The following is a 19,083-nucleotide window of genomic DNA, read 5'->3' on the forward strand; positions in this document are numbered from 1 at the left end:
TGGCCGTCGCTTCTTAGCGCTCCGGCGCCCCGTAGCCGTAGAGCCAGTCGAGGTCGGCTGCGAGCGCGTCGGGCCCCTTGAGCTTCAACACCATGTCGCGGCCGATACGCACCGGGCCGCGGGCGTGATAGGCGAAATGGTTGAAGGCCGCACGGCGGCGGACGCGCGCGATGCGTGGCCTGCGAAGCGCCTCGAATTTCCGCAAGGAATCCGCGACGCTGAGGTTTTCAGACAGGCAAGCCGCAAGCGCGGATGCGTCCTCGATGGCCATGGCCGCACCTTGCGCCGCAAAGGGCGTCATCGCATGGGCCGCGTCGCCGATCAGCACTGTTTTTTGACCATCATGCCAGGCGCCGTCGTCGACGGTGCAGAGCGGCCAGTAGGTGGGCGCCACGGCCTTATCGAGAAGCGAGCGGATGCCTGGGCTCCAATCGGAAAAGGCGTTGAGGCAATCCTGGCGCCGCGCGTCCGAATCCTTGCCGACCCAGATCGCGTCGGTCTCCTTGCCCTCGATGATGGCGACGAGATTGAAACCGCCGACTTCCCGCAGAGGATAGGCAACGAGGTGGGCGCGCGGGCCGAGGAAGGCGGTGACCTCACCGCGCTTGAGCACGCCTGCAGCAAGGTCGCCTGCAAGCGTCATGCGCCAGGCGATATTGCCGGAGAACCGGACACGGCCGGCGGCGGGCACGGTTTCGCGCAGCCGCGACCAGATGCCGTCGGCGCCGATGACGACGTCCGGCATGCGCCCCGTCACTGCCGCGATCGCCTGGTCCCCGGGCTTGTCGATCTGGCATCCAAGGTGGAGACGGCAGCGCGGTTCGGATTGAACAGCCTGAAACAGCATTTTCTGAAGGCTGGCTCGGTGGAGAACGGCATAGGGCGCATGCCAGCGGCGGCGCGCGAAGGTCCCGGCCGGCACGCTGGCAAGCGCGCGCAGAGAGCGGCCGTCAACGAGCCCGATGCGCTCGGGCTCCGTCCATACACTCTCAAGCTGCGCCAGCAGGCCGAGCTCGATGAGGATACGGGAGGCGTTCGGTGAAAGCTGCAGGCCGGCTCCAACCTCGGTCAGTGCCGTCGCCCGCTCGATGATATCGACGTCGAAGCCGCGCCGGGCAAGGCATAGGGCAGCCGTGAGGCCGCCGATGCCGGCACCGATGATCGCGACGGGGCGCGACATCGTCGCTTATCAGGCGGCTTTATGGGCGAAGAGGCAGCCGGGGGGATTGGTTTCGGTCGCCTTCAGCTTCGGATTGTAGCGATAGAGCGTAGAGCAGTAGGAGCAGACCTTCTCGTCGTCGTCACCCATGTCGATGAAGATGTGCGGGTGATCGTAGGGAATGGATGCGCCGGTGCACATGAATTCCTTGACGCCGATTTCGATTGCCTGATGTCCGCCGTCGTTCTGGAAATGCGGGATGCTGTGGCCGGCCATGTCATGCTCCGATGAATGCAAGTCTGAAGGTCAAATTTGGCGGCACCATAGTCAGCTTTGCCGGAAATGTGTAGCGGCAAAGCTGCCGCAGTTGTGGTTTTTGCCGGTGCGGGGTTTCGCCCGCCAAGGCGACGAACTAGGTTGCGCCGGATCGATATGCCCAAGGATGAATAGATGGATCTCACCCCGCCGCCGTTTTCCCGTTTCAATCATGACGGTCTGGAGATCGCCTTCTTCGACGAGGGCGACCCGTCCGGCGCGCCCGTTCTGCTCATTCACGGCTTTGCATCCAGCGCCAACGTCAACTGGGTTTTCCCGGGCTGGCTGAAGACGCTGGGTGACGCCGGCTACCGCGTCATCGCGCTCGACAACCGAGGTCATGGCAAGAGCAGCAAGCCCTACGACCCGGAACTCTACCACCCTCAGCAGATGGCGGGTGACGCCGCCGCATTGCTTGGGCATCTCGGGATCGCCGAGGCTCATGTCATGGGCTATTCGATGGGCGCTCGCATCTCGGCCTTCCTGGCGCTCGCGCATCCCGACCGCGTGCGCTCGCTGGTCTTCGGCGGGCTCGGCATCGGCATGGTGTCGGGGGTCGGGGATTGGGATCCGATTGCCGACGCTCTGGTGGCGCCGTCGCTTGACGACGTGACCCATGCGCGCGGGCGCATGTTCCGCGCCTTTGCCGACCAGACCAAGAGCGACCGGCAGGCGCTTGCGGCATGTATCTCGACCTCGCGGGATCTGCTGACGGCACAGGATATGGCGCGCATCGAGCAGCCGACGCTGATTGGCGTCGGGACGACCGATGACATCGCCGGATCGGCGCAGGAACTGGCAGCGCTGATGCCGCGTGCGCGTGCGCTCGACATTCCGGGTCGCGACCATATGCTCGCCGTCGGCGACCGGGTTTTCAAGAAAGCGGTGCTCGAATTTTTGGCAGAGATCGATCGCATCTAGCGTATCGTCATTGCCGCCAGACGCCATTTAAGTCACGCCTGATTTCCCCTATAGTGATAGCAGGCACGGACAAGGAAGGAGAGCGACGATGGTCGCCAAGACCGAACTTCGCCAGGCAGAAGCGCTGCAAGTGATGGACCCGATTTGGAATAGCCTGCGCGAAGAAGCCCGGATTGCCGCCGAGCAAGACCCAATGCTCGCGGCCTTCCTCTATTCCACCGTGGTCAATCAGCACTCTCTCGAAGAAAGCGTGATCTACCGCATCTGCGAACGGTTGGATCACCCGGATCTGCAGGCAAACCTTTTGCGCCAGACCTTCTCGGAGATGCTGGAGGACTGGCCGGAATGGGGCACCATTCTGCGTGTCGACATCCAGGCCGTCTACGACCGTGACCCAGCCTGCACCCGCTTCATCGAGCCGGTGCTCTATTTCAAGGGCTTCCATGCGATCCAGACGCATCGCCTGGCGCATTGGCTATTGAAGCGCGGCCGCAAGGATTTCGCCTTCTACCTGCAGAGCCGGGCGTCGAGCGTCTTCCAGACGGACATCAACCCCGCCGCCCGCATCGGCCGCGGCATCTTCCTTGATCATGCCACCGGCCTTGTCGTCGGCGAGACCGCGGTCATTGGTGACAACGTCTCGATCCTGCACGGCGTGACGCTCGGCGGCACGGGCAAGGAAGGCAGCGATCGCCACCCGAAGATCGCCGACGGTGTGCTGATTGGCGCCGGCGCCAAGATCCTCGGCAATATCCATATCGGACACTGCTCGCGCGTCGCTGCGGGTTCGGTCGTGCTGAAACCGGTGCCGCCGAAGTCGACGGTCGCCGGCGTACCGGCAAAGGTCGTGGGCGAGGCCGGCTGTTCCGAGCCGTCGCGCCAGATGGACCAGATCCTTGCCAGCTTCGATATCTGACATGCGGGAACCGGTGTGTAGCCTCTTTCGAGGGGTTTACACCCGCCGATGCAGCGTGCGAGAAGCGCCGCACAGTTTAAACGGCTACGGAGACGTGTTTTGAAGCCCGAAGAAATCCGCAAGCTTGAAGCCTACTTCAAGCGCACCTTCAATCAGCAGATGGTCGTCAAGGCTCGCCCGAAGAAGGACGAGTCCGCTGAAGTCTATCTCGGTGACGAGTTCCTCGGTGTGGTCTTCCGCGATGAGGAAGACGGCGAGCTTTCCTACAACTTCTCCATGGCGATCCTCGACATCGACCTCTAAGTCGCGACGCCGGACGCTTTCAGTATAAACCCCGAAAATCCATGGGATTTTCGGGGTTTATTGTTTTGTGCGGGATGTTGATGTCTTGCTGGGCAATTGCTCGCTAGTGCTTATCTTGCGGCTGTAGCGAGCGCAGCAAGAAATTTCATGCCGAACCGCGATATTTCATCAAGTTGTTGCATCTGTTGTATTTTATTGCATCGCACACTCGTCTTGACTTTTTGTGCAGTGCACATAGACTGAAGCCTCCAGATCAGGCCGTCACCAAGGAGACACCGGATGTTCAACTTCGACGATGCAAACAAGAAGAGCAAGGAAGCCATTGATGTGGCTGTGAAGAGCTATTCCGCTTGGACCAAGGGTCTCCAGGCTATCGCGACCGAAGCTGCCGACTTTTCGAAGAAGTCCTTCGAGGACAGCGTCGCGCATGTCGAAAAGCTGACGAGCGTCAAGAGCGTCGAGGCTGCTTTCGAACTGCAGACCAACTTCGTGAAGTCGAGCTACGAAGGCTTTGTCGCCGAAGCAACGAAGATCGGCGAAATGTATGCCGACCTCGCCAAGGACGCCTACAAGCCCTACGAAGCGCCGGTTGCCAAGGCAACGGCAGCAGTCAAGGCCGCCGCTGCAGCAGCCTGATCACCGGCTAAAACAATTTCTCAATAAAAAGGCCGGTCGCAGCGCTTGCGACCGGCCTTTTTGTTTTTCGCATAAGCTGTGCGCAGCCCAAAGAAAGTTGATCAATCTTGCCGGTCAACGTGCGATTATGATTGCAGTGTGTTGGTTCGGTCTTAAAATCTGAAAACGAACCATTAGATAAAGGGCAAGCAGGCTGCGGCCGAGTTCGATGGGTCGCTACTGTACAAGGAACTGACAAGAATGATCGCCATGCCGGTCCGGATGCAGCAAGGTAGCGATGATGAGGGGAACGGCAACAACCGCATCACGTCCGTCATCACGCGTACCAAGCCGAAGACCAAAAAGCCGAGTTTGTATCGCGTTCTGCTTTTGAATGACGATTACACGCCGATGGAATTTGTCATCCATATTCTGGAGCGCTTCTTTCAAAAGAACCCGGAAGAGGCGACCCGCATCATGCTCCACGTCCACAATCACGGTGTGGGAGAGTGCGGCGTCTTCACCTATGAGGTCGCCGAAACCAAGGTGACGCAGGTGATGGACTTCGCCCGGCAGCATCAGCATCCGTTGCAATGCGTCATGGAAAAGAAATGAGGAACTAACGTGCCAACATTTTCGCCCAGCCTCGAAAAGGCGCTGCACCAGGCACTGACTTTTGCCAACGAGCGCCACCACGAATACGCTACGCTCGAGCATCTGCTTCTGGCATTGATCGACGATGCCGACGCGGCGGCCGTGATGGGCGCCTGCAACGTCAATCTTGAGACGCTGCGCAAGACCGTAACCGATTACGTCGACAACGAACTGTCGAACCTGGTGACCGGCTACGACGAAGATTCCAAGCCGACGGCCGGGTTCCAGCGCGTGATCCAGCGGGCGGTGATCCACGTGCAATCGTCCGGCCGCGAGGAAGTGACCGGCGCCAACGTGCTGGTCGCGATCTTCGCCGAGCGCGAAAGTCACGCAGCCTATTTCCTGCAGGAGCAGGAGATGACCCGCTACGACGCGGTCAACTTCATTTCGCACGGCATCGGCAAGCGGCCCGGCAGCTCTGAGTCCCGTCCTGTGCGTGGCTCTGACGATCATGAGAGCGAGCAGAAGCCCGCGCGCGACAACGAAGAGGCCAGCGCCAAGAAGCAGCAGGACGCGCTGACCGCCTATTGCGTCAACCTCAATGAGAAGGCGAAATCCGGCAAGATCGACCCGCTGATCGGCCGTCACGCCGAGGTGAACCGCACCATCCAGGTGCTGTGCCGCCGCTCGAAGAACAATCCGCTCTATGTCGGGGACCCCGGCGTCGGCAAGACGGCGATCGCCGAAGGCCTTGCCAAGCGCATCATCGAAAAGAAGGTGCCGGAAGCGTTGCAGGATGCGACGATCTTCTCGCTCGACATGGGCACGCTTCTTGCTGGCACGCGCTACCGTGGCGATTTCGAAGAACGGTTGAAGCAGGTCGTCAAGGAGCTCGAGGACTATCCGGGCGCCGTGCTCTTCATCGACGAGATCCATACGGTCATCGGCGCCGGAGCTACGTCCGGCGGCGCGATGGATGCATCCAACCTTTTGAAGCCGGCGCTTTCCTCCGGCGCGATCCGCTGCATCGGTTCGACCACCTACAAGGAATACCGCCAGTTCTTCGAGAAGGATCGGGCGCTGGTCCGCCGTTTCCAGAAGATCGACGTGAACGAGCCGACGATTGCCGACGCGATCGAGATCATGAAGGGGCTGAAGCCTTATTACGAGGAATATCATCACCTGAAATACTCGAACGAGGCGATCAAGGCCGCGGTCGAGCTTTCGGCCCGCTACATCAACGACCGCAAGCTGCCGGACAAGGCGATCGACGTGATCGATGAATCCGGTGCCGCACAGATGCTTCTGCCCGCCAGCAAGCGCCGCAAGCTGATCACCGAGAAGGAGATCGAGGCGACGATCGCGACGATGGCGCGCATCCCGCCGAAGACCGTCTCCAAGGACGACGAGGCCGTGCTTGCCAATCTCGAGCGAGAGCTGCGCTCGGTCGTCTACGGCCAGGACCTGGCGATCGAGGCGCTCGCTTCGTCGATCAAGCTGGCGCGTGCCGGCCTGCGCGAACCGAACAAGCCGATCGGCTGCTACGTCTTCTCCGGCCCGACCGGCGTCGGCAAGACGGAAGTCGCCAAGCAGCTTGCGACCTCGCTCGGCGTCGAGCTCCTGCGCTTCGACATGTCGGAATACATGGAGCGGCATACGGTTTCGCGCCTGCTCGGTGCACCTCCCGGCTATGTCGGCTTCGACCAGGGCGGCCTCTTGACCGATGGCGTCGATCAGCACCCGCATTGCGTGCTGCTGCTCGACGAGATCGAGAAGGCGCATCCGGACCTGTTCAACATCCTGCTGCAGGTCATGGACCATGGCTCGCTGACGGATCACAACGGCAAGAAGATCGACTTCCGCAACGTCATCCTGATCATGACGACCAATGCCGGCGCATCGGAAATGGCCCGGGCCGCCATCGGCTTCGGTTCTTCCAAGCGTACGGGCGAAGACGAAGAGGCGCTGAACCGCCTGTTCACGCCGGAATTCCGCAACCGTCTGGATGCGGTCATTCCGTTTGCTTCGCTGCCGACACCGGTTATCCACCAGGTGGTTCAGAAGTTCGTCATGCAGCTTGAAACCCAGCTTGCCGAGCGCAACGTCACCTTCGACCTCGCGCCGGAGGCGATCGCCTGGCTTGCCGAAAAGGGCTACGACGAGAAGATGGGCGCGCGACCGCTGTCGCGTGTCATCCAGGAAAACATCAAGAAGCCGCTCGCCGATGAAATCCTCTTCGGCAAGCTGAAGAAGGGCGGTGTCGTCAAGGTGACGATCGGCACGAAGGCCGATGGCACCAAGGGCCTGCTGCTCGATGCCGTTCCTGAGACGACGCCAATCAAGCCGAAGGCGGAAGTATCCCGCCCGGCGATGAAGGCCGCCAAGCCGAAAAAGGCCGAGGACAAGGAAGAGGTGGGCGCCGAGCCTGCGCCGAAGTCCAAGCCGAAGAAGGCTGCCGCCAAGGCGTCAACGGATGACGAGGCCGGGGCGGGCGACGCGGCTCCAAGAAAGGGCCGCACGGTGCCGAAGGTGCCGCGCAAGAAGTAGCTCCCCCCGCAAGACACGTTCGACGGTGCTGGATGCAAACCATCCGGCACCGTTTTTCTTTAAAAACGAAATGAGAAGAGCCTGCGTGGTTTTTCGTCCGCGTGCCGGTCTGATAGCCTATATTCGGTCATGCTTATCCCGGACGATTCGATCCGGGGTGGTCGTAGTCGAGTTGAAAACAATCCGGAATCGCCGATGAAGAGAGAAGAAGACGAGCAATCTTCGCTCGCCTGGTTCGGGAAAGGCATGCGCGGCATTTTCAGCCTGCCGGCCTTCATTCTGATGTTGTCCTTTGTCGGCTTCTGTTCGCTGACGGCTCAGGCCGGCATCCCGGTCGAGCAGGTGGTCTTCATGGTCGGCATGGTCTGGGCGCTTCCGGCCAAGGTCATTCTCGTCAGTTCGATGATGAGCGGAGCCGGGCTCGCGACCGCGTTCCTCGCGGTCTCGCTGTCGTCCGTACGGCTGATGCCGATGGTCGCCGCGCTGATACCGGAGCTGCGCGGGTCGCGCACGCCGACTTGGCTTCTGCTCTTCCTGTCGCATTTCGTCGCGATCACCGCCTGGGTTTTCGCGATGGAGAAGGTGCCGCACGTGCCGCGCGAGCGGCGCGTCGCCTTTTTCGCGGGCTTCGGCATCACGCTGGTGGCGGCAAACATGCTGCTCGTCGCTGTCGTCTACCACTTCGTCGCCGATTTCCCGCCGATCGTTGCCGGCTGCCTTTTCTTCCTGACGCCGGTCTACTTTCTCGCCTCGATCTGGCATTCGGCGCGCCATCCCGTCGTCTATGTGGCGTTGCTCTTCGGTCTTGCAGGCGGGCCGCTGTTCTACTGGCTGTTTCCGGAATTCGACATCCTGCTCGCCGGCCTCGTCGGCGGTACGCTTGCCTGGCTCATCGAGCGCCTCTGGCGCCGTCGCAAGGAGGTGAGAGGATGACCTGGCAGGATGGTTGGTGGGCCTATGTCTTCATCGCGATTGCCGGCTGGCTGGCGACCGACATCTGGCGCTGGTTGGGCGTCATCACAGGCAACAGGCTGCGCGATGATTCCGAGGCGCTGAACTGGGTGAGGGCGGTTGCCACCGCGCTGGTCGCAGCGGTCATCGCAAAGCTTATCCTCTATCCGACCGGCGTACTCGAACAATCTCCGCTCTGGCTGCGCGCAGGTGCCGTCGCGCTCGGGGCGGCCGCCTTCTTCCTGTTCGGAAGAAAGCCGGCGATCGGGATCGCGTCAGCGATTGCCGCGTTGGCGCTGGGCCTGTGGTGGTTGGGTTTTTAGGCCGGGTGAGGTGCTTTCACCTGACCGTCGGTTAAAGAGCCGGCGCGTCGCCGGCTCCCTGGCTCCTGCGCGGATAGTATGAGCGCGATCAGAGCGCCTGCCGAACCTTTTCGGCATTGGCAGCCAGAACGGCGCCGTCTTCCATCGTGCCGGAATGCGGCTTCAGCGGCACGCCTGCTTGCCGCGGAATGACGTGGAAGTGCAGGTGGAAGACCGATTGTCCGGCCGGTGCTTCGTTGAACTGCATGATCGTCACACCATCGGCGTCGAAAGCTTCCTTGGCGGCAACGGCCAGCTTCTGTACGGTGGCAATCAGCGCCGGCAGCGTTGCTGCATCGGCGTCGAGCAGGTTGCGCGAAGGGGATTTCGGCACCACGAGCAGATGGCCTTCTGCCTGCGGCATGACATCCATGAAGGCGATCGTCGCGTCGTCCTCGTAGACGCGGTGCGAGGGAATTTCGCCGCGCAGGATCTTGGCGAAAATGTTGTTGTCGTCGTAGCTCATTGTTCTTCCTCGTGTAATGAAGCCGGCCTTCACGAAAAGGGGGTCAGTCGTCCTGCCGTTCACCCTTTCGGAAAGGTCCGTGCTCGGCAAGAAACTCGCCCGTTTCCTCCACATCCCTGCGCTCGCGCTGAAGATAGTCGCCGACGGCGCGGGCAAGTCCCGGATGTGTGATGAAATGGGCGGAATGGGTGGTGACGGGCATGTAGCCGCGCGCAAGCTTGTGTTCGCCCTGGGCGCCAGCCTCGACCCGTTTCAGCCCCTTGGCGATCGCGAAATCGATCGCCTGGTGATAGCAGACTTCGAAATGCAGGAACGGGTGATCCTCGATGCAGCCCCAGTGGCGACCGTAGAGCGCATCGCCGCCGATGAAGTTGATCGCGCCGGCGATGTAGCGGCCGTTGCGGCGTGCCATCACCAGCAGGATATCGTCGGCCATGCGCTCGCCAATGAGCGAATAGAACGCGCGCGTCAGATAGGGGCGGCCCCATTTGCGTCCGCCGGTGTCCATGTAGAAGGCGAAGAACTCGTCCCAGATCGATTCCGTCAGGTCGCTGCCGGTCAGCCAGTCGATCGAAATGCCGTTTTCGAGCGCAGCCCTGCGCTCCTTCTTCAGCGCCTTGCGTTTGCGTGAGGCAAGGGTCTCCAGAAAATCGGCGTGGGAGCCATAGCCTTCATTGGTGAAGTGGAACTGCTGGTCTGTGCGGTGCAGGAACCCGGCGCGCTCAAGCGCAGGGATCTCGGCTTCGGGCGCGAAAGTCACATGTGCCGAAGAGACATCGTGTCTGCGGGCAAGCTCTTTCAGGCCCGCGGCAAGCGCATCCTGAACGGCGTTCGTATTTTCGTCCGGTGCCGAAAGCAGCCGTGGTCCGGTCGCAGGCGTGAAGGGGATGGAACTTTGCAGTTTCGGATAGTAGCGGCCGCCGGCGCGCTCGAAGGCGTCTGCCCAGCCGTGGTCGAAAACGTATTCGCCCTGGCTGTGGCTCTTCAGGTAGCAGACGAGGCCGCCGCGCAATTGCCCGTCGCCGCCTTCAAGCAACAGATGCTGGCCGAGCCAGCCGGTCTTGGCCGTCGCCGACCCGGACTCTTCGAGCGCCGAGAGATAGGCATGCGAGAGGAAGGGATTGTAGACGCCGCCAGGAAACGCCTTCGATGCACCGGACAGCACATTCCAGCGTGCCGCCGGTATATCGGTGAAGGATTGCGCGATGCGGAGGGTGACGGCGTCTGACATTACTTTAGGAAACCAGGGCCTCCCGCGGGTCGAAACCCTCGAAGGTCATCTGATCCGCATGGGCAAACGTGTAGGCTTCGGCCTGCCGGTCGCGCACGGTCCAGGTGATGATCGTCTTGCCGAGCGTCCGTTCCTTGGTGATGAACGAGTTCGGCAGGTGGCCGTAGTGGTAGGAGATGAAATCGAGCCCGAGCTGCATCGCTTCCTCATGCACGAAGAAGGTCTCCGGATTGGCACCTTCCGCGGTGAGGCCCAGCGGGTAGGGCGCGTCGAGCGCCTTCAGGTCCTTGAGCAGCCAGTGATCGAAGCTCATCAGCGCAACGTGGCCCTTGTAGCCTTCGAGCGTTTCGAGCACGGCGGCGGCAAAGCCCTCGTCGTCGCCCTTGCGGCCCTTGAGCTCGATGACGAGCGGCACCTTGCCGGCAACCAAGCGCAGCATCTGCGTCAACGTCGGCACCTTGTCCTTCGTGCCGCCGATCGCCATCAGGCCGAGTTCGCCGGCGGTGCGCGAGCGAACGTCGCCCTTGATCCCGCACAGGCGCTGGGTGTCGTCATCGTGGAAGACGACCGGAATGCTGTCGGCGGTATACTGCAGATCGCATTCGATCGCGAAACCGGCGTCGACGGCGCGGGAGAAGGCCGAAAGCGTATTCTCCCACACCTGCTTGTTCATGTCGTGATAGCCGCGATGGGCAATCGGTTGGGCCTTCAGCCAGGAAATATCAGCCATGCCGGGCACTCTGTCAGGCGACTTCGATGACGGCGTCGATCTCGACGGCGGCATTGAAGGGAAGGGAAGCCATGCCGACGGCGGCACGCGCATGCTTGCCGGCTTCACCGAGCACGGTCGCAAGCAGATTGGATGCGCCGTTGATGACCAGATGCTGCTCGACGAATTCCGGTGTCGAGGCGACGAAGCCGTTGATCTTCACCAGGCGTCGGATGCGACCGAGATCGCCGCCGAGTGCTGCCTTGGCCTGGGCGAGGATGTTGATCGAGCAGAGTTCGGCGGCGCGTTGTGCGCGGGCCACGTCCACATCCTTGCCGACGATGCCGGTCACAGCGACCTTGCCGTCTTCCATCGGAAGCTGTCCGGAGATGTAGAGCATCGAGCCGCTGATGACGTAGGGCACGTAGTTTGCAACCGGGGTCGCAGCCTGGGGAAGTGTGACGCCGAGGTCCTTGAGGCGCGCTTCGATCTCTGCCGACATGGAAAGCTCCATTGTTGTCTTTTGTGTTAAAATCCTGCATTCAGGCCGGATCGCGGCGGGCACCGGCTTTTTCCTGCGAACGCCGCCTCGCTTCTGCCGAACGCTTGTTTATAGCATTGCCGGCGAGTCCAACAGGAGGAAACGGATGTTTCATAAAGGCTTCGGTCTCGTCACTTTGGGCAGCGCCTGTTTCGCCGTCATGACAGTATCGGGCGCCACGGCGGCACACGCAAACGCCCTTGTGCCGCACCGCGCCGTCTATGATCTCGAACTCAAGGATGCATCGGATCGTTCGGGCATTGCCGGAATGTATGGTCGCATGGTCTACGAGTTCAATGGCTCGGCCTGCGCGGGCTATACCGTCAGCTTCCGTTTCGTCACCCAGGTCGATACCGGCGAGGAAGTGCGCCTGACCGATCAGCAGACGACCACCTATGAAGATCTAAAGAATGGCAATTTCCGCTTCCTGACCCGCTCCTTCACCGATGAGAAGCTGGACAAGGAAGTGCGCGGTACGGCGCATGAGGAAAAAGCGGGCGTTAAGGTCGAGCTGACCGCGCCGGACAAGCGCGAAATCGAGCTTGCGGCGAGCCGGTTTCCGACGGCGCACATGATGGAGGTGATCTCGCGAGCGAAGAAAGGCGAGAGCCTCTTTGAGGCGCGCATCTTCGACGGCTCCGACTCGGGTGACAAGACCTTGATCACCTCGACCTTCGTCGGCAAATCGCGCAAACCCACGGCGGATGAGCCGGATGCCGGCAAGGCGGGCAAGCTCAGCGGCGACAATTACTGGCCGGTGACCATCTCCTATTTCAACGATGACAAGAGCGGCGACGCGCTGCCGATCTACCGTATGTCGTTCAAGCTCTACGAGAACGGGATTACCCGCGACCTGACGATGGACTACGGCGATTTCGTCCTGAGCGGCAAGCTTGCGGACCTCGAAGTGTTCAAATCCGAGGACTGCAAATAGCCGATTGCGGTAAAAAGCGGCGTTTGCGGCTTGATTTCTCGGGCGGTTGCCGTTAAGGGGCTGCCCATTCCACACGTGAAGCTTGGGATGTTCCGGGAGAAATCCGGATCGTTCCGCCGGTGGGCCGGTCGAAAGACATGCTCGACGCTTCGCGGAGGTTCAACCGGAAAAGGAGAAAAGGCATGGCATTGCCTGATTTTAGCATGCGTCAGCTTCTGGAAGCTGGCGTTCACTTCGGCCACCAGACGCACCGCTGGAACCCGAAGATGAAGCCGTACATTTTCGGCGATCGCAACAACGTTCACATCATCGACCTCGCACAGACCGTGCCAATGCTGTCGCGCGCCCTGCAGATCGTCAGCGACACCGTTGCCAATGGCGGCCGCGTTCTGTTCGTCGGCACCAAGCGCCAGGCGTCCGAAATCATCGCTGACGCTGCCAAGCGTTCGGCCCAGTACTACGTCAACGCTCGCTGGCTCGGCGGCATGATGACCAACTGGAAGACGATTTCGAACTCGATCCAGCGCCTGCGCAAGCTCGACGAAATCCTCTCTTCGGAAGCTTCGGGCTTCACCAAGAAGGAACGCCTGAACCTCGAGCGCGAACGCGAAAAGCTGAACCGCGCTCTCGGCGGTATCCGCGACATGGGCGGCACGCCGGACCTGATGTTCATCATCGACACCAACAAGGAATCGATCGCGATCGACGAAGCCAAGCGCCTCGGCATCCCGGTTGTCGCAGTCATCGACTCGAACTGCGATCCGGACCAGATCGACTATCCGATCCCGGGCAACGACGACGCTTCGCGCGCCATCGCTCTCTACTGCGACCTCATTGCACGCGCTGCCATCGACGGCATCGCACGTCAGCAGGGCGCATCGGGCCGTGACCTCGGTGCATCTGCCGAAGCTCCGGTCGAGCCGGCGCTCGACGAGGCCTCCGACGCCTGATCGGGCCTTGGCGGCAGGTGAGCCTGCCGCCCCCAATGAAATGTCGGGACAAGGCCGTTTGTGATGAAAATCTGAACGGCCTTGTTCTTTTCAGCCGGGGATGGCGCTGATCCGTTCGGATCTTTGGAGCCGAGCAACCCCGTGATGGTTCAGTCATCACGGTGTCACATTGAAAAGCCATTCCCTGCCACACCTCCTGGTACCGCGCCCTTAAGGGCAGCGCGCCAACCAAACAGACAAAGAGGCAATAAGATGAGTGTAACTGCAGCAATGGTGAAGGAACTGCGCGAAAAGACCGGCGCAGGCATGATGGACTGCAAGAAGGCGCTCGCCGAAACCAACGGCGACATGGAAGCTGCGATCGACTGGCTGCGCGCCAAGGGCATCGCCAAGGCCGACAAGAAGTCGGGCCGCACGGCTGCTGAAGGCCTCATCGGTATTGTCAGCGGTGGCGTCAAGGCTGTCGTCGTCGAAATCAACTCCGAGACCGATTTCGTTGCCCGCAACGAAGCCTTCCAGGAACTCGTCCGCGGCGTTGCCAACGTAGCGCTGACCACCGACGGCTCGGTTGAAGCCATCGCGGCTGCAAACTACCCGGCAACCGGCAAGTCGGTCGACGAGACCATCAAGGACGCGATCGCCACCATCGGCGAGAACATGACGCTTCGCCGCGCAGCCCTGCTCAAGGTCGAAGACGGTGTTGTCGCCACCTACATCCACAACGCTGCCGGCGACGGCATCGGCAAGCTCGGTGTTCTCGTCGCCCTGAAGTCGATCGGCGACAAGGAAGTTCTCTTCTCGGTTGGCCGTCAGATCGCCATGCACATCGCTGCGACCAACCCGCTCGCGATCCGTGCGGACGAAGTCGACGCCGCTGTTGCCGAGCGCGAACGCAACGTCTTCATCGAACAGTCGCGCGCTTCGGGCAAGCCGGACAACATCATCGAAAAGATGGTCGAAGGCCGCATGCGCAAGTTCTTCGAAGAAGTCGCTCTGCTGTCGCAGGCCTTCGTCATGAACCCGGAAATCACCGTCGGTCAGGCCGTCAAGGACGCTGAAAAGCTCGCTGGCGCACCGATCGAAGTCACCGGCATGGCTCGCCTGCTGCTCGGCGAAGGTGTCGAGAAGGAAGAGTCCGACTTCGCTGCAGAAGTTGCAGCCGTCGCCAAGGGCTGATTTCTTCACCCATATTGGGAAAACCTTGGGGCATCGCGTGACAACGCGGTGCCCTTCGTGTATCCGGCTTCGTCAATGCGCTGGACCCGCCGGAAAATACGCCGTTGCGGTTGAAACCATGGTGCGCAATGTGTCCTTATGCGCTGTGCGCCGCCATCGTGCGCACGCGCGCCGATCTGTTCAGGAGCGATGATGCCGGCCGAGCCACTCTACAAACGCGTTCTACTCAAAGCCTCCGGTGAAGCTCTCATGGGCAGCCAGGGCTTCGGCATCGATGTGGCGGTCGCTGACCGGATCGCCGCAGATATCGCCGAAGCGCGCGCCATGGGCGTCGAAGTGGGCGTGGTTGTCGGCGGCGGCAACATCTTCCGCGGCGTGGCCGTCGCTTCCAAGGGCGGCGACCGGGTAACCGGCGACCACATGGGCATGCTGGCAACCGTCATCAACGCGCTGGCGCTCGCAACGTCGCTGCGCAAGCTCGACATCGATACGGTCGTGCTTTCGGCAATCGCGATGCCGGAAATCTGCGAGAGCTTCTCGCAGCGCGCAACGCTCTACCATCTTTCCCTCGGCCGCGTCGTGATCTTCGCCGGCGGCACGGGCAATCCCTTCTTCACGACCGACTCTGCCGCCGCCCTTCGCGCCGCCGAAATGGGCGCGCAGGCGATCTTCAAGGGCACCCAGGTCGATGGCATCTATTCCGCCGACCCGAAGAAGGATCCGGACGCGACCCGCTTCGACCGCCTGACGCACAGCGAAGTCCTCGAGAAGGGGCTTGCCGTCATGGATGTTGCCGCCGTCGCGCTTGCACGCGAAAATGCCATTCCGATCGTTGTCTTCTCCATTCATGAGAAGGGTGGCTTTGCGGAAATATTGACCGGCGGCGGTCGCGCGACCATCGTCACAGACAATTAAGAAGCTGCAGAACGGCCCTCGGGCCGGCGAATGATAGAACGGGAGTTTCGACCATGAGTGAAGGTGTTGACCTGAAGGAACTGAAGCGTCGCATGGATGGCGCCATTTCCGCATTCAAGAGCGATATCGCGTCGCTCCGTACCGGCCGCGCGTCGGCGAACGTTCTCGATCCGGTGACCGTCGAAGCCTATGGCTCACGCGTGCCGCTCAACCAGGTGGCGAACATCACGGTTCCCGAGCCGCGCATGCTGTCCGTCTCGGTCTGGGACAAGCAGATGGTCGGCGCTGTGGATCGCGGCATTCGCGAATCGAACCTCGGCCTCAATCCGATCATCGACGGCCAGAACCTGCGCATTCCGCTGCCGGAACTCAACGAAGAGCGCCGCAAGTCGCTCGTCAAAGTGGCACATGACTACGCCGAAAAGGCGAAGGTCGCCGTGCGCCACGTGCGCCGTGACGGCATGGACGACCTGAAAAAAGCCGAAAAGGATGGCGACATCGGTCAGGATATCAGCCGTTCTCAGTCCGAGCGCGTGCAAAAGATGACCGACGAAACGATTTCCGATATCGACCGCTTGCTCGTCGAGAAGGAAAAGGAAATCATGCAGGTCTGATCTGCTCTGCTCGTGATCTGAGTCTCCTTTCGCGGACGCCTTATGCAAAACCTCACTTCCACGACCGTTCCGGAACATGTTGCCATCATCATGGATGGCAACGGGCGTTGGGCGAACGCGCGTGGTCTGCCGCGCACGATGGGGCACCGCAAGGGTGTCGAGACCGTTCGCGCCGCCGTCAAGACGGCGGGCGACTTGGGGATCCGCTACCTCACGCTTTTTGCCTTTTCCTCGGAAAACTGGAGCAGGCCGGCGGCGGAAGTCAGCGATCTGATGGGGCTGCTCAAGACCTTTATCCGCCGGGATCTTGCCGATCTGCACCGCGAGAATGTCCGCATCCGAGTCATCGGTGACCGCTCCAACCTCAGAGGCGACATTCTACCGTTGCTGGTGGAGGCGGAGGAAACGACGCGGGCAAATACCGGGATTACGCTCGTCATTGCCTTCAATTACGGCGCCCGGGACGAAATGACACGAGCCATGCGGCGGCTGGCGACGGAAGTCGCCGAAGGACGCTTGCGGCCGGAAGACATCAACCCCGAGCGTATCGCGGCGATGCTGGACACGTGGGACATTCCCGATCCGGACCTGATCATCCGCACCAGCGGCGAAGAGCGTCTCTCGAATTTCCTTCTTTGGCAGGGCGCCTATTCGGAACTGATCTTCGTTCCGGAGTTGTGGCCGGACTTTACGCGCGAAACGTTCCTGGCGGCGCTTGAAAAATACGCCTGCCGCGAGCGCCGCTTCGGCGGCGTCGCCGAGCCTACGTTGGCGGTCGGTTCCTGATGCAGACTGAACTTAAGCTTCGTATCGCTTCGGGCGTGGTCCTCGCAGCGGTGACACTGGCGGCGACCTGGTTCGGCGGTTTGGCGTTTCAGTTGCTGTCGGCGCTGATTGCGCTGCTCGTCTATTATGAGTGGTCGACGATCACGGACCTCCAGGAGCGGGATTTCCAAGGCAATGCCGTTGGCTGGCTGGGCGTCGTGATCATCGCCGGCCTGATCGTGACCGGCTATATCGGCTACAGCCTGCCGGTCCTGGCCGCTTTTGTAGTTCTCACTGTCCTTTGGGTATTTCTGCAGAAGACCAGTTGGTGGCTGCCGGGCGGCATCGCCTATGCCGGGCTGACCGGCATTTCGCTTGCGGCCCTTCGCGGCGCCGACGATCTTGGCTTGATGGCGACGCTGTTCGTCTTTGCCGTCGTCTGGGCGACCGACATCTTCGCCTATTTTACCGGCCGCGCGATCGGTGGACCGAAGCTCGCGCCACGCATATCGCCCGGCAAGACATGGTCGGGTGCCATCGGTGGTACAATTTGCGGCATCGTTGCCGGTGTTGCCGTCTTTATGGCTTATTTTTCACTGCAAGATCTCCGCATTCCGATCATTGCGCTGGTGCTTTCCGTCGCCAGCCAAGTGGGAGACTTGTTCGAATCCTTCATCAAGCGCCGTTTTGGGGTGAAGGATTCCAGCCGTCTCATTCCGGGGCATGGCGGCGTTATGGATCGGGTCGACGGGTTGATTTTCGCGTGTGTCGCGGCGTTGATTCTGGTCATGATTCAGTATTTCGTCAGCGATGGGCGCCAGATCGCTTTCGGATCCGTCCTGTATAGCCTTTGAGCTTAGGCCCGCGGGTGCTTGAGGAACGTTCATGACATATCTGCTTGATGCCCTTCAGATTCTGACCGGCTACGTCGTCCCATTTCTTCTGGTGCTGACGCTGCTGGTCTTTGTGCACGAGATGGGCCACTACCTCGTCGGCCGCTGGTCGGGCATCCGCATTCTGGCTTTTTCGATCGGCTTTGGCCCTGAGCTCGTCGGCTGGACCGATCGGCACGGAACGCGGTGGAAACTGGCGGCGATTCCCCTTGGCGGTTACGTCAAGTTCTACGGCGACGAGGATGCGGCGAGCGTGCCGGACTACAAGCGCCTGGAGGCGCTGGCGCCGGAAGAGCGCAGTCAGACCTTCCTCGGCGCCAAATTGTGGAAGCGTGCGGCAACCGTCGCCGCCGGACCGATCGCAAACTTCATTCTCGCCATCGCCATCTTTGCCGTGCTGTTTTCCGTCTACGGGCGTCAGGTCGCCGATCCGGTGGTTGCGCGGGTGAATGAGAACAGTGCTGCTGCGCAAGCAGGTGTCGTGCCGGGAGACCGTCTGATTTCGATCGACGGCACTCCGGTCGTCACCTTCGACGACGTTCGCCGCTACGTCAGTGTTCGCCCGGAAATGCCGATTTCGATCCGAATCGAACGCAACGGCGCGATGCTCGATCTGTCCATGGTGCCGCAGCGTACCGAGCTCACGGATCAGTTTGGCAACAAGATGGAAATCGGCGTCATCGGTATCCTGACCGATCAGGAAGCCGGCAATTTCCGCACGGTCAACTATGGTCCGATTGAGGCCGTCGGGCAGGGCGTCCTGCAAAGCTGGCACGTTGTCACCGGTACTTTCGACTATCTCTCCAATGTCGTGACCGGGCGGATGAAGGCGGATCAGATCGGCGGACCGATCCGCGTCGCCAAGGTCTCGGGACAGATGGCGACGCTTGGAATTCCGTTTTTGCTGAATATTGCCGCGATCCTGTCTGTTTCCATAGGATTGCTTAACCTCATGCCCGTTCCGGTGCTTGATGGCGGCCACTTGATGTTCTATGCGGTTGAGGCCTTGCGCGGAAGGCCGGTGGGCCCGGCCGCGCAGGATGTCGCCTACCGGATCGGTTTTGCCATGGTGCTGATGCTCATGGTCTTTGCCACCTGGAACGACATATCGATGTTCTTCGGCTAGCGTTCGGCCGGGGAAACGGCGAGGGGGATTTCGACGGATACTGTGAACGATTGGTTTTCAACGGCTTGCGACGAAAGGTT

The 19,083-nt window shown here is 61.2% G+C and carries 22 protein-coding genes; 16 read left to right on the plus strand and 6 right to left on the minus strand.

All coding sequences use genetic code 11. From position 1 onward, the window contains the following. Nucleotides 1-13 precede the first annotated feature (13 nt). Entirely contained in the window at nt 14-1,180 is a 1,167-nt protein-coding gene (locus FA04_RS06245; protein WP_034796747.1) for an FAD-dependent monooxygenase, read from the minus strand. Between the two features lie 9 nt (nt 1,181-1,189). After that, nucleotides 1,190-1,435: a zinc-finger domain-containing protein gene (locus FA04_RS06250; RefSeq protein ID WP_034796744.1), complete on the minus strand. Its 246-nt coding sequence runs from the start codon at nt 1,433-1,435 to the stop codon at nt 1,190-1,192. A 174-nt stretch (nt 1,436-1,609) separates the two neighbouring features. Here FA04_RS06250 and FA04_RS06255 point away from each other — a divergent pair, with 174 nt between their 5' ends. The 8 genes from FA04_RS06255 (at nt 1,610) to FA04_RS06290 (ending at nt 8,644) form a co-directional block, all read left to right on the plus strand. Then, a complete protein-coding gene (locus tag FA04_RS06255) occupies nt 1,610-2,395 on the plus strand; it encodes an alpha/beta fold hydrolase (RefSeq protein WP_034796743.1) in 786 nt (261 codons plus the stop codon). 88 nt (nt 2,396-2,483) lie between these two features. Continuing rightward, nucleotides 2,484-3,311 (plus strand): serine O-acetyltransferase, encoded by an 828-nt coding sequence (cysE, locus tag FA04_RS06260; RefSeq protein ID WP_034796741.1) that lies wholly within the window; start codon nt 2,484-2,486, stop codon nt 3,309-3,311. Nucleotides 3,312-3,410: 99 nt separating this feature from the next. Beyond that, complete coding sequence (locus FA04_RS06265) at nt 3,411-3,614, plus strand: DUF3126 family protein (protein WP_034796738.1); 204 nt, start codon at nt 3,411-3,413, stop codon at nt 3,612-3,614. A 279-nt stretch (nt 3,615-3,893) separates the two neighbouring features. After that, the gene (locus FA04_RS06270; protein ID WP_034796735.1) at nt 3,894-4,250 is read left to right on the plus strand and encodes a phasin family protein; all 357 of its coding nucleotides are present in this window, start codon (nt 3,894-3,896) and stop codon (nt 4,248-4,250) included. 240 nt (nt 4,251-4,490) lie between these two features. Next, entirely contained in the window at nt 4,491-4,844 is a 354-nt protein-coding gene (gene clpS, locus FA04_RS06275; protein ID WP_034796732.1) for an ATP-dependent Clp protease adapter ClpS, read from the plus strand. Between the two features lie 9 nt (nt 4,845-4,853). Continuing rightward, on the plus strand, nt 4,854-7,370 hold the full coding sequence (clpA, locus tag FA04_RS06280; RefSeq protein ID WP_034796722.1) for an ATP-dependent Clp protease ATP-binding subunit ClpA: 2,517 nt from the start codon (nt 4,854-4,856) through the stop codon (nt 7,368-7,370). Between the two features lie 195 nt (nt 7,371-7,565). Beyond that, on the plus strand, nt 7,566-8,303 hold the full coding sequence (locus FA04_RS06285; protein ID WP_034796721.1) for an AzlC family ABC transporter permease: 738 nt from the start codon (nt 7,566-7,568) through the stop codon (nt 8,301-8,303). Continuing rightward, entirely contained in the window at nt 8,300-8,644 is a 345-nt protein-coding gene (locus FA04_RS06290; RefSeq protein ID WP_034796719.1) for an AzlD domain-containing protein, read from the plus strand. The genes FA04_RS06285 and FA04_RS06290 overlap by 4 nt, the downstream gene beginning before the upstream one ends. 88 nt (nt 8,645-8,732) lie before the next feature. Here the strand turns inward: FA04_RS06290 and FA04_RS06295 are convergent, their stop codons facing one another. From FA04_RS06295 to FA04_RS06310, 4 genes are read right to left on the minus strand one after another with little or no spacing between them, the layout of a single operon-like run. Next, a complete protein-coding gene (locus tag FA04_RS06295) occupies nt 8,733-9,149 on the minus strand; it encodes an HIT family protein (RefSeq protein WP_034796718.1) in 417 nt (138 codons plus the stop codon). Nucleotides 9,150-9,192: 43 nt separating this feature from the next. After that, nucleotides 9,193-10,380, minus strand: a complete 1,188-nt coding sequence (locus FA04_RS06300; protein WP_034796717.1) for a GNAT family N-acetyltransferase — start codon at nt 10,378-10,380, stop codon at nt 9,193-9,195. A 4-nt stretch (nt 10,381-10,384) separates the two neighbouring features. Next, nucleotides 10,385-11,110 (minus strand): glycerophosphodiester phosphodiesterase, encoded by a 726-nt coding sequence (locus tag FA04_RS06305; RefSeq protein ID WP_034796716.1) that lies wholly within the window; start codon nt 11,108-11,110, stop codon nt 10,385-10,387. 13 nt (nt 11,111-11,123) lie between these two features. Next, nucleotides 11,124-11,591 (minus strand): RidA family protein, encoded by a 468-nt coding sequence (locus tag FA04_RS06310; RefSeq protein WP_034796713.1) that lies wholly within the window; start codon nt 11,589-11,591, stop codon nt 11,124-11,126. Between the two features lie 145 nt (nt 11,592-11,736). Here FA04_RS06310 and FA04_RS06315 point away from each other — a divergent pair, with 145 nt between their 5' ends. The 8 genes from FA04_RS06315 to rseP all read left to right on the plus strand — a co-directional run bounded on the left by FA04_RS06315 (nt 11,737) and on the right by rseP (nt 19,003). Beyond that, nucleotides 11,737-12,564, plus strand: a complete 828-nt coding sequence (locus tag FA04_RS06315; protein ID WP_034796712.1) for a cell envelope integrity EipB family protein — start codon at nt 11,737-11,739, stop codon at nt 12,562-12,564. 182 nt (nt 12,565-12,746) lie between these two features. Then, complete coding sequence (gene rpsB, locus FA04_RS06320; protein WP_034796710.1) at nt 12,747-13,514, plus strand: 30S ribosomal protein S2; 768 nt, start codon at nt 12,747-12,749, stop codon at nt 13,512-13,514. 252 nt (nt 13,515-13,766) lie between these two features. Beyond that, on the plus strand, nt 13,767-14,690 hold the full coding sequence (gene tsf, locus FA04_RS06325) for a translation elongation factor Ts (RefSeq protein WP_034796708.1): 924 nt from the start codon (nt 13,767-13,769) through the stop codon (nt 14,688-14,690). A gap of 192 nt (nt 14,691-14,882) precedes the next feature. Continuing rightward, nucleotides 14,883-15,605, plus strand: coding sequence for a UMP kinase (gene pyrH / locus FA04_RS06330; protein ID WP_034796706.1), 723 nt, complete (start codon nt 14,883-14,885; stop codon nt 15,603-15,605). Between the two features lie 53 nt (nt 15,606-15,658). Next, the gene (gene frr, locus FA04_RS06335) at nt 15,659-16,219 is read left to right on the plus strand and encodes a ribosome recycling factor (RefSeq protein WP_034796704.1); all 561 of its coding nucleotides are present in this window, start codon (nt 15,659-15,661) and stop codon (nt 16,217-16,219) included. A 42-nt stretch (nt 16,220-16,261) separates the two neighbouring features. Next, on the plus strand, nt 16,262-17,005 hold the full coding sequence (locus FA04_RS06340; protein WP_034796702.1) for an isoprenyl transferase: 744 nt from the start codon (nt 16,262-16,264) through the stop codon (nt 17,003-17,005). After that, nucleotides 17,005-17,838 carry a phosphatidate cytidylyltransferase gene (locus FA04_RS06345; RefSeq protein WP_034796700.1) on the plus strand — a complete coding sequence of 278 codons (834 nt, stop codon included), beginning with the start codon at nt 17,005-17,007 and terminating at the stop codon, nt 17,836-17,838. Before FA04_RS06340 ends, FA04_RS06345 begins: the two co-directional genes overlap by 1 nt. A gap of 31 nt (nt 17,839-17,869) precedes the next feature. Next, nucleotides 17,870-19,003, plus strand: a complete 1,134-nt coding sequence (gene rseP / locus FA04_RS06350; protein ID WP_034796698.1) for an RIP metalloprotease RseP — start codon at nt 17,870-17,872, stop codon at nt 19,001-19,003. Nucleotides 19,004-19,083: the final 80 nt, after the last annotated feature.

Origin of the sequence: Ensifer adhaerens (genome assembly GCF_000697965.2) — a bacterium.
Lineage (GTDB): Bacteria > Pseudomonadota > Alphaproteobacteria > Rhizobiales > Rhizobiaceae > Ensifer > Ensifer adhaerens.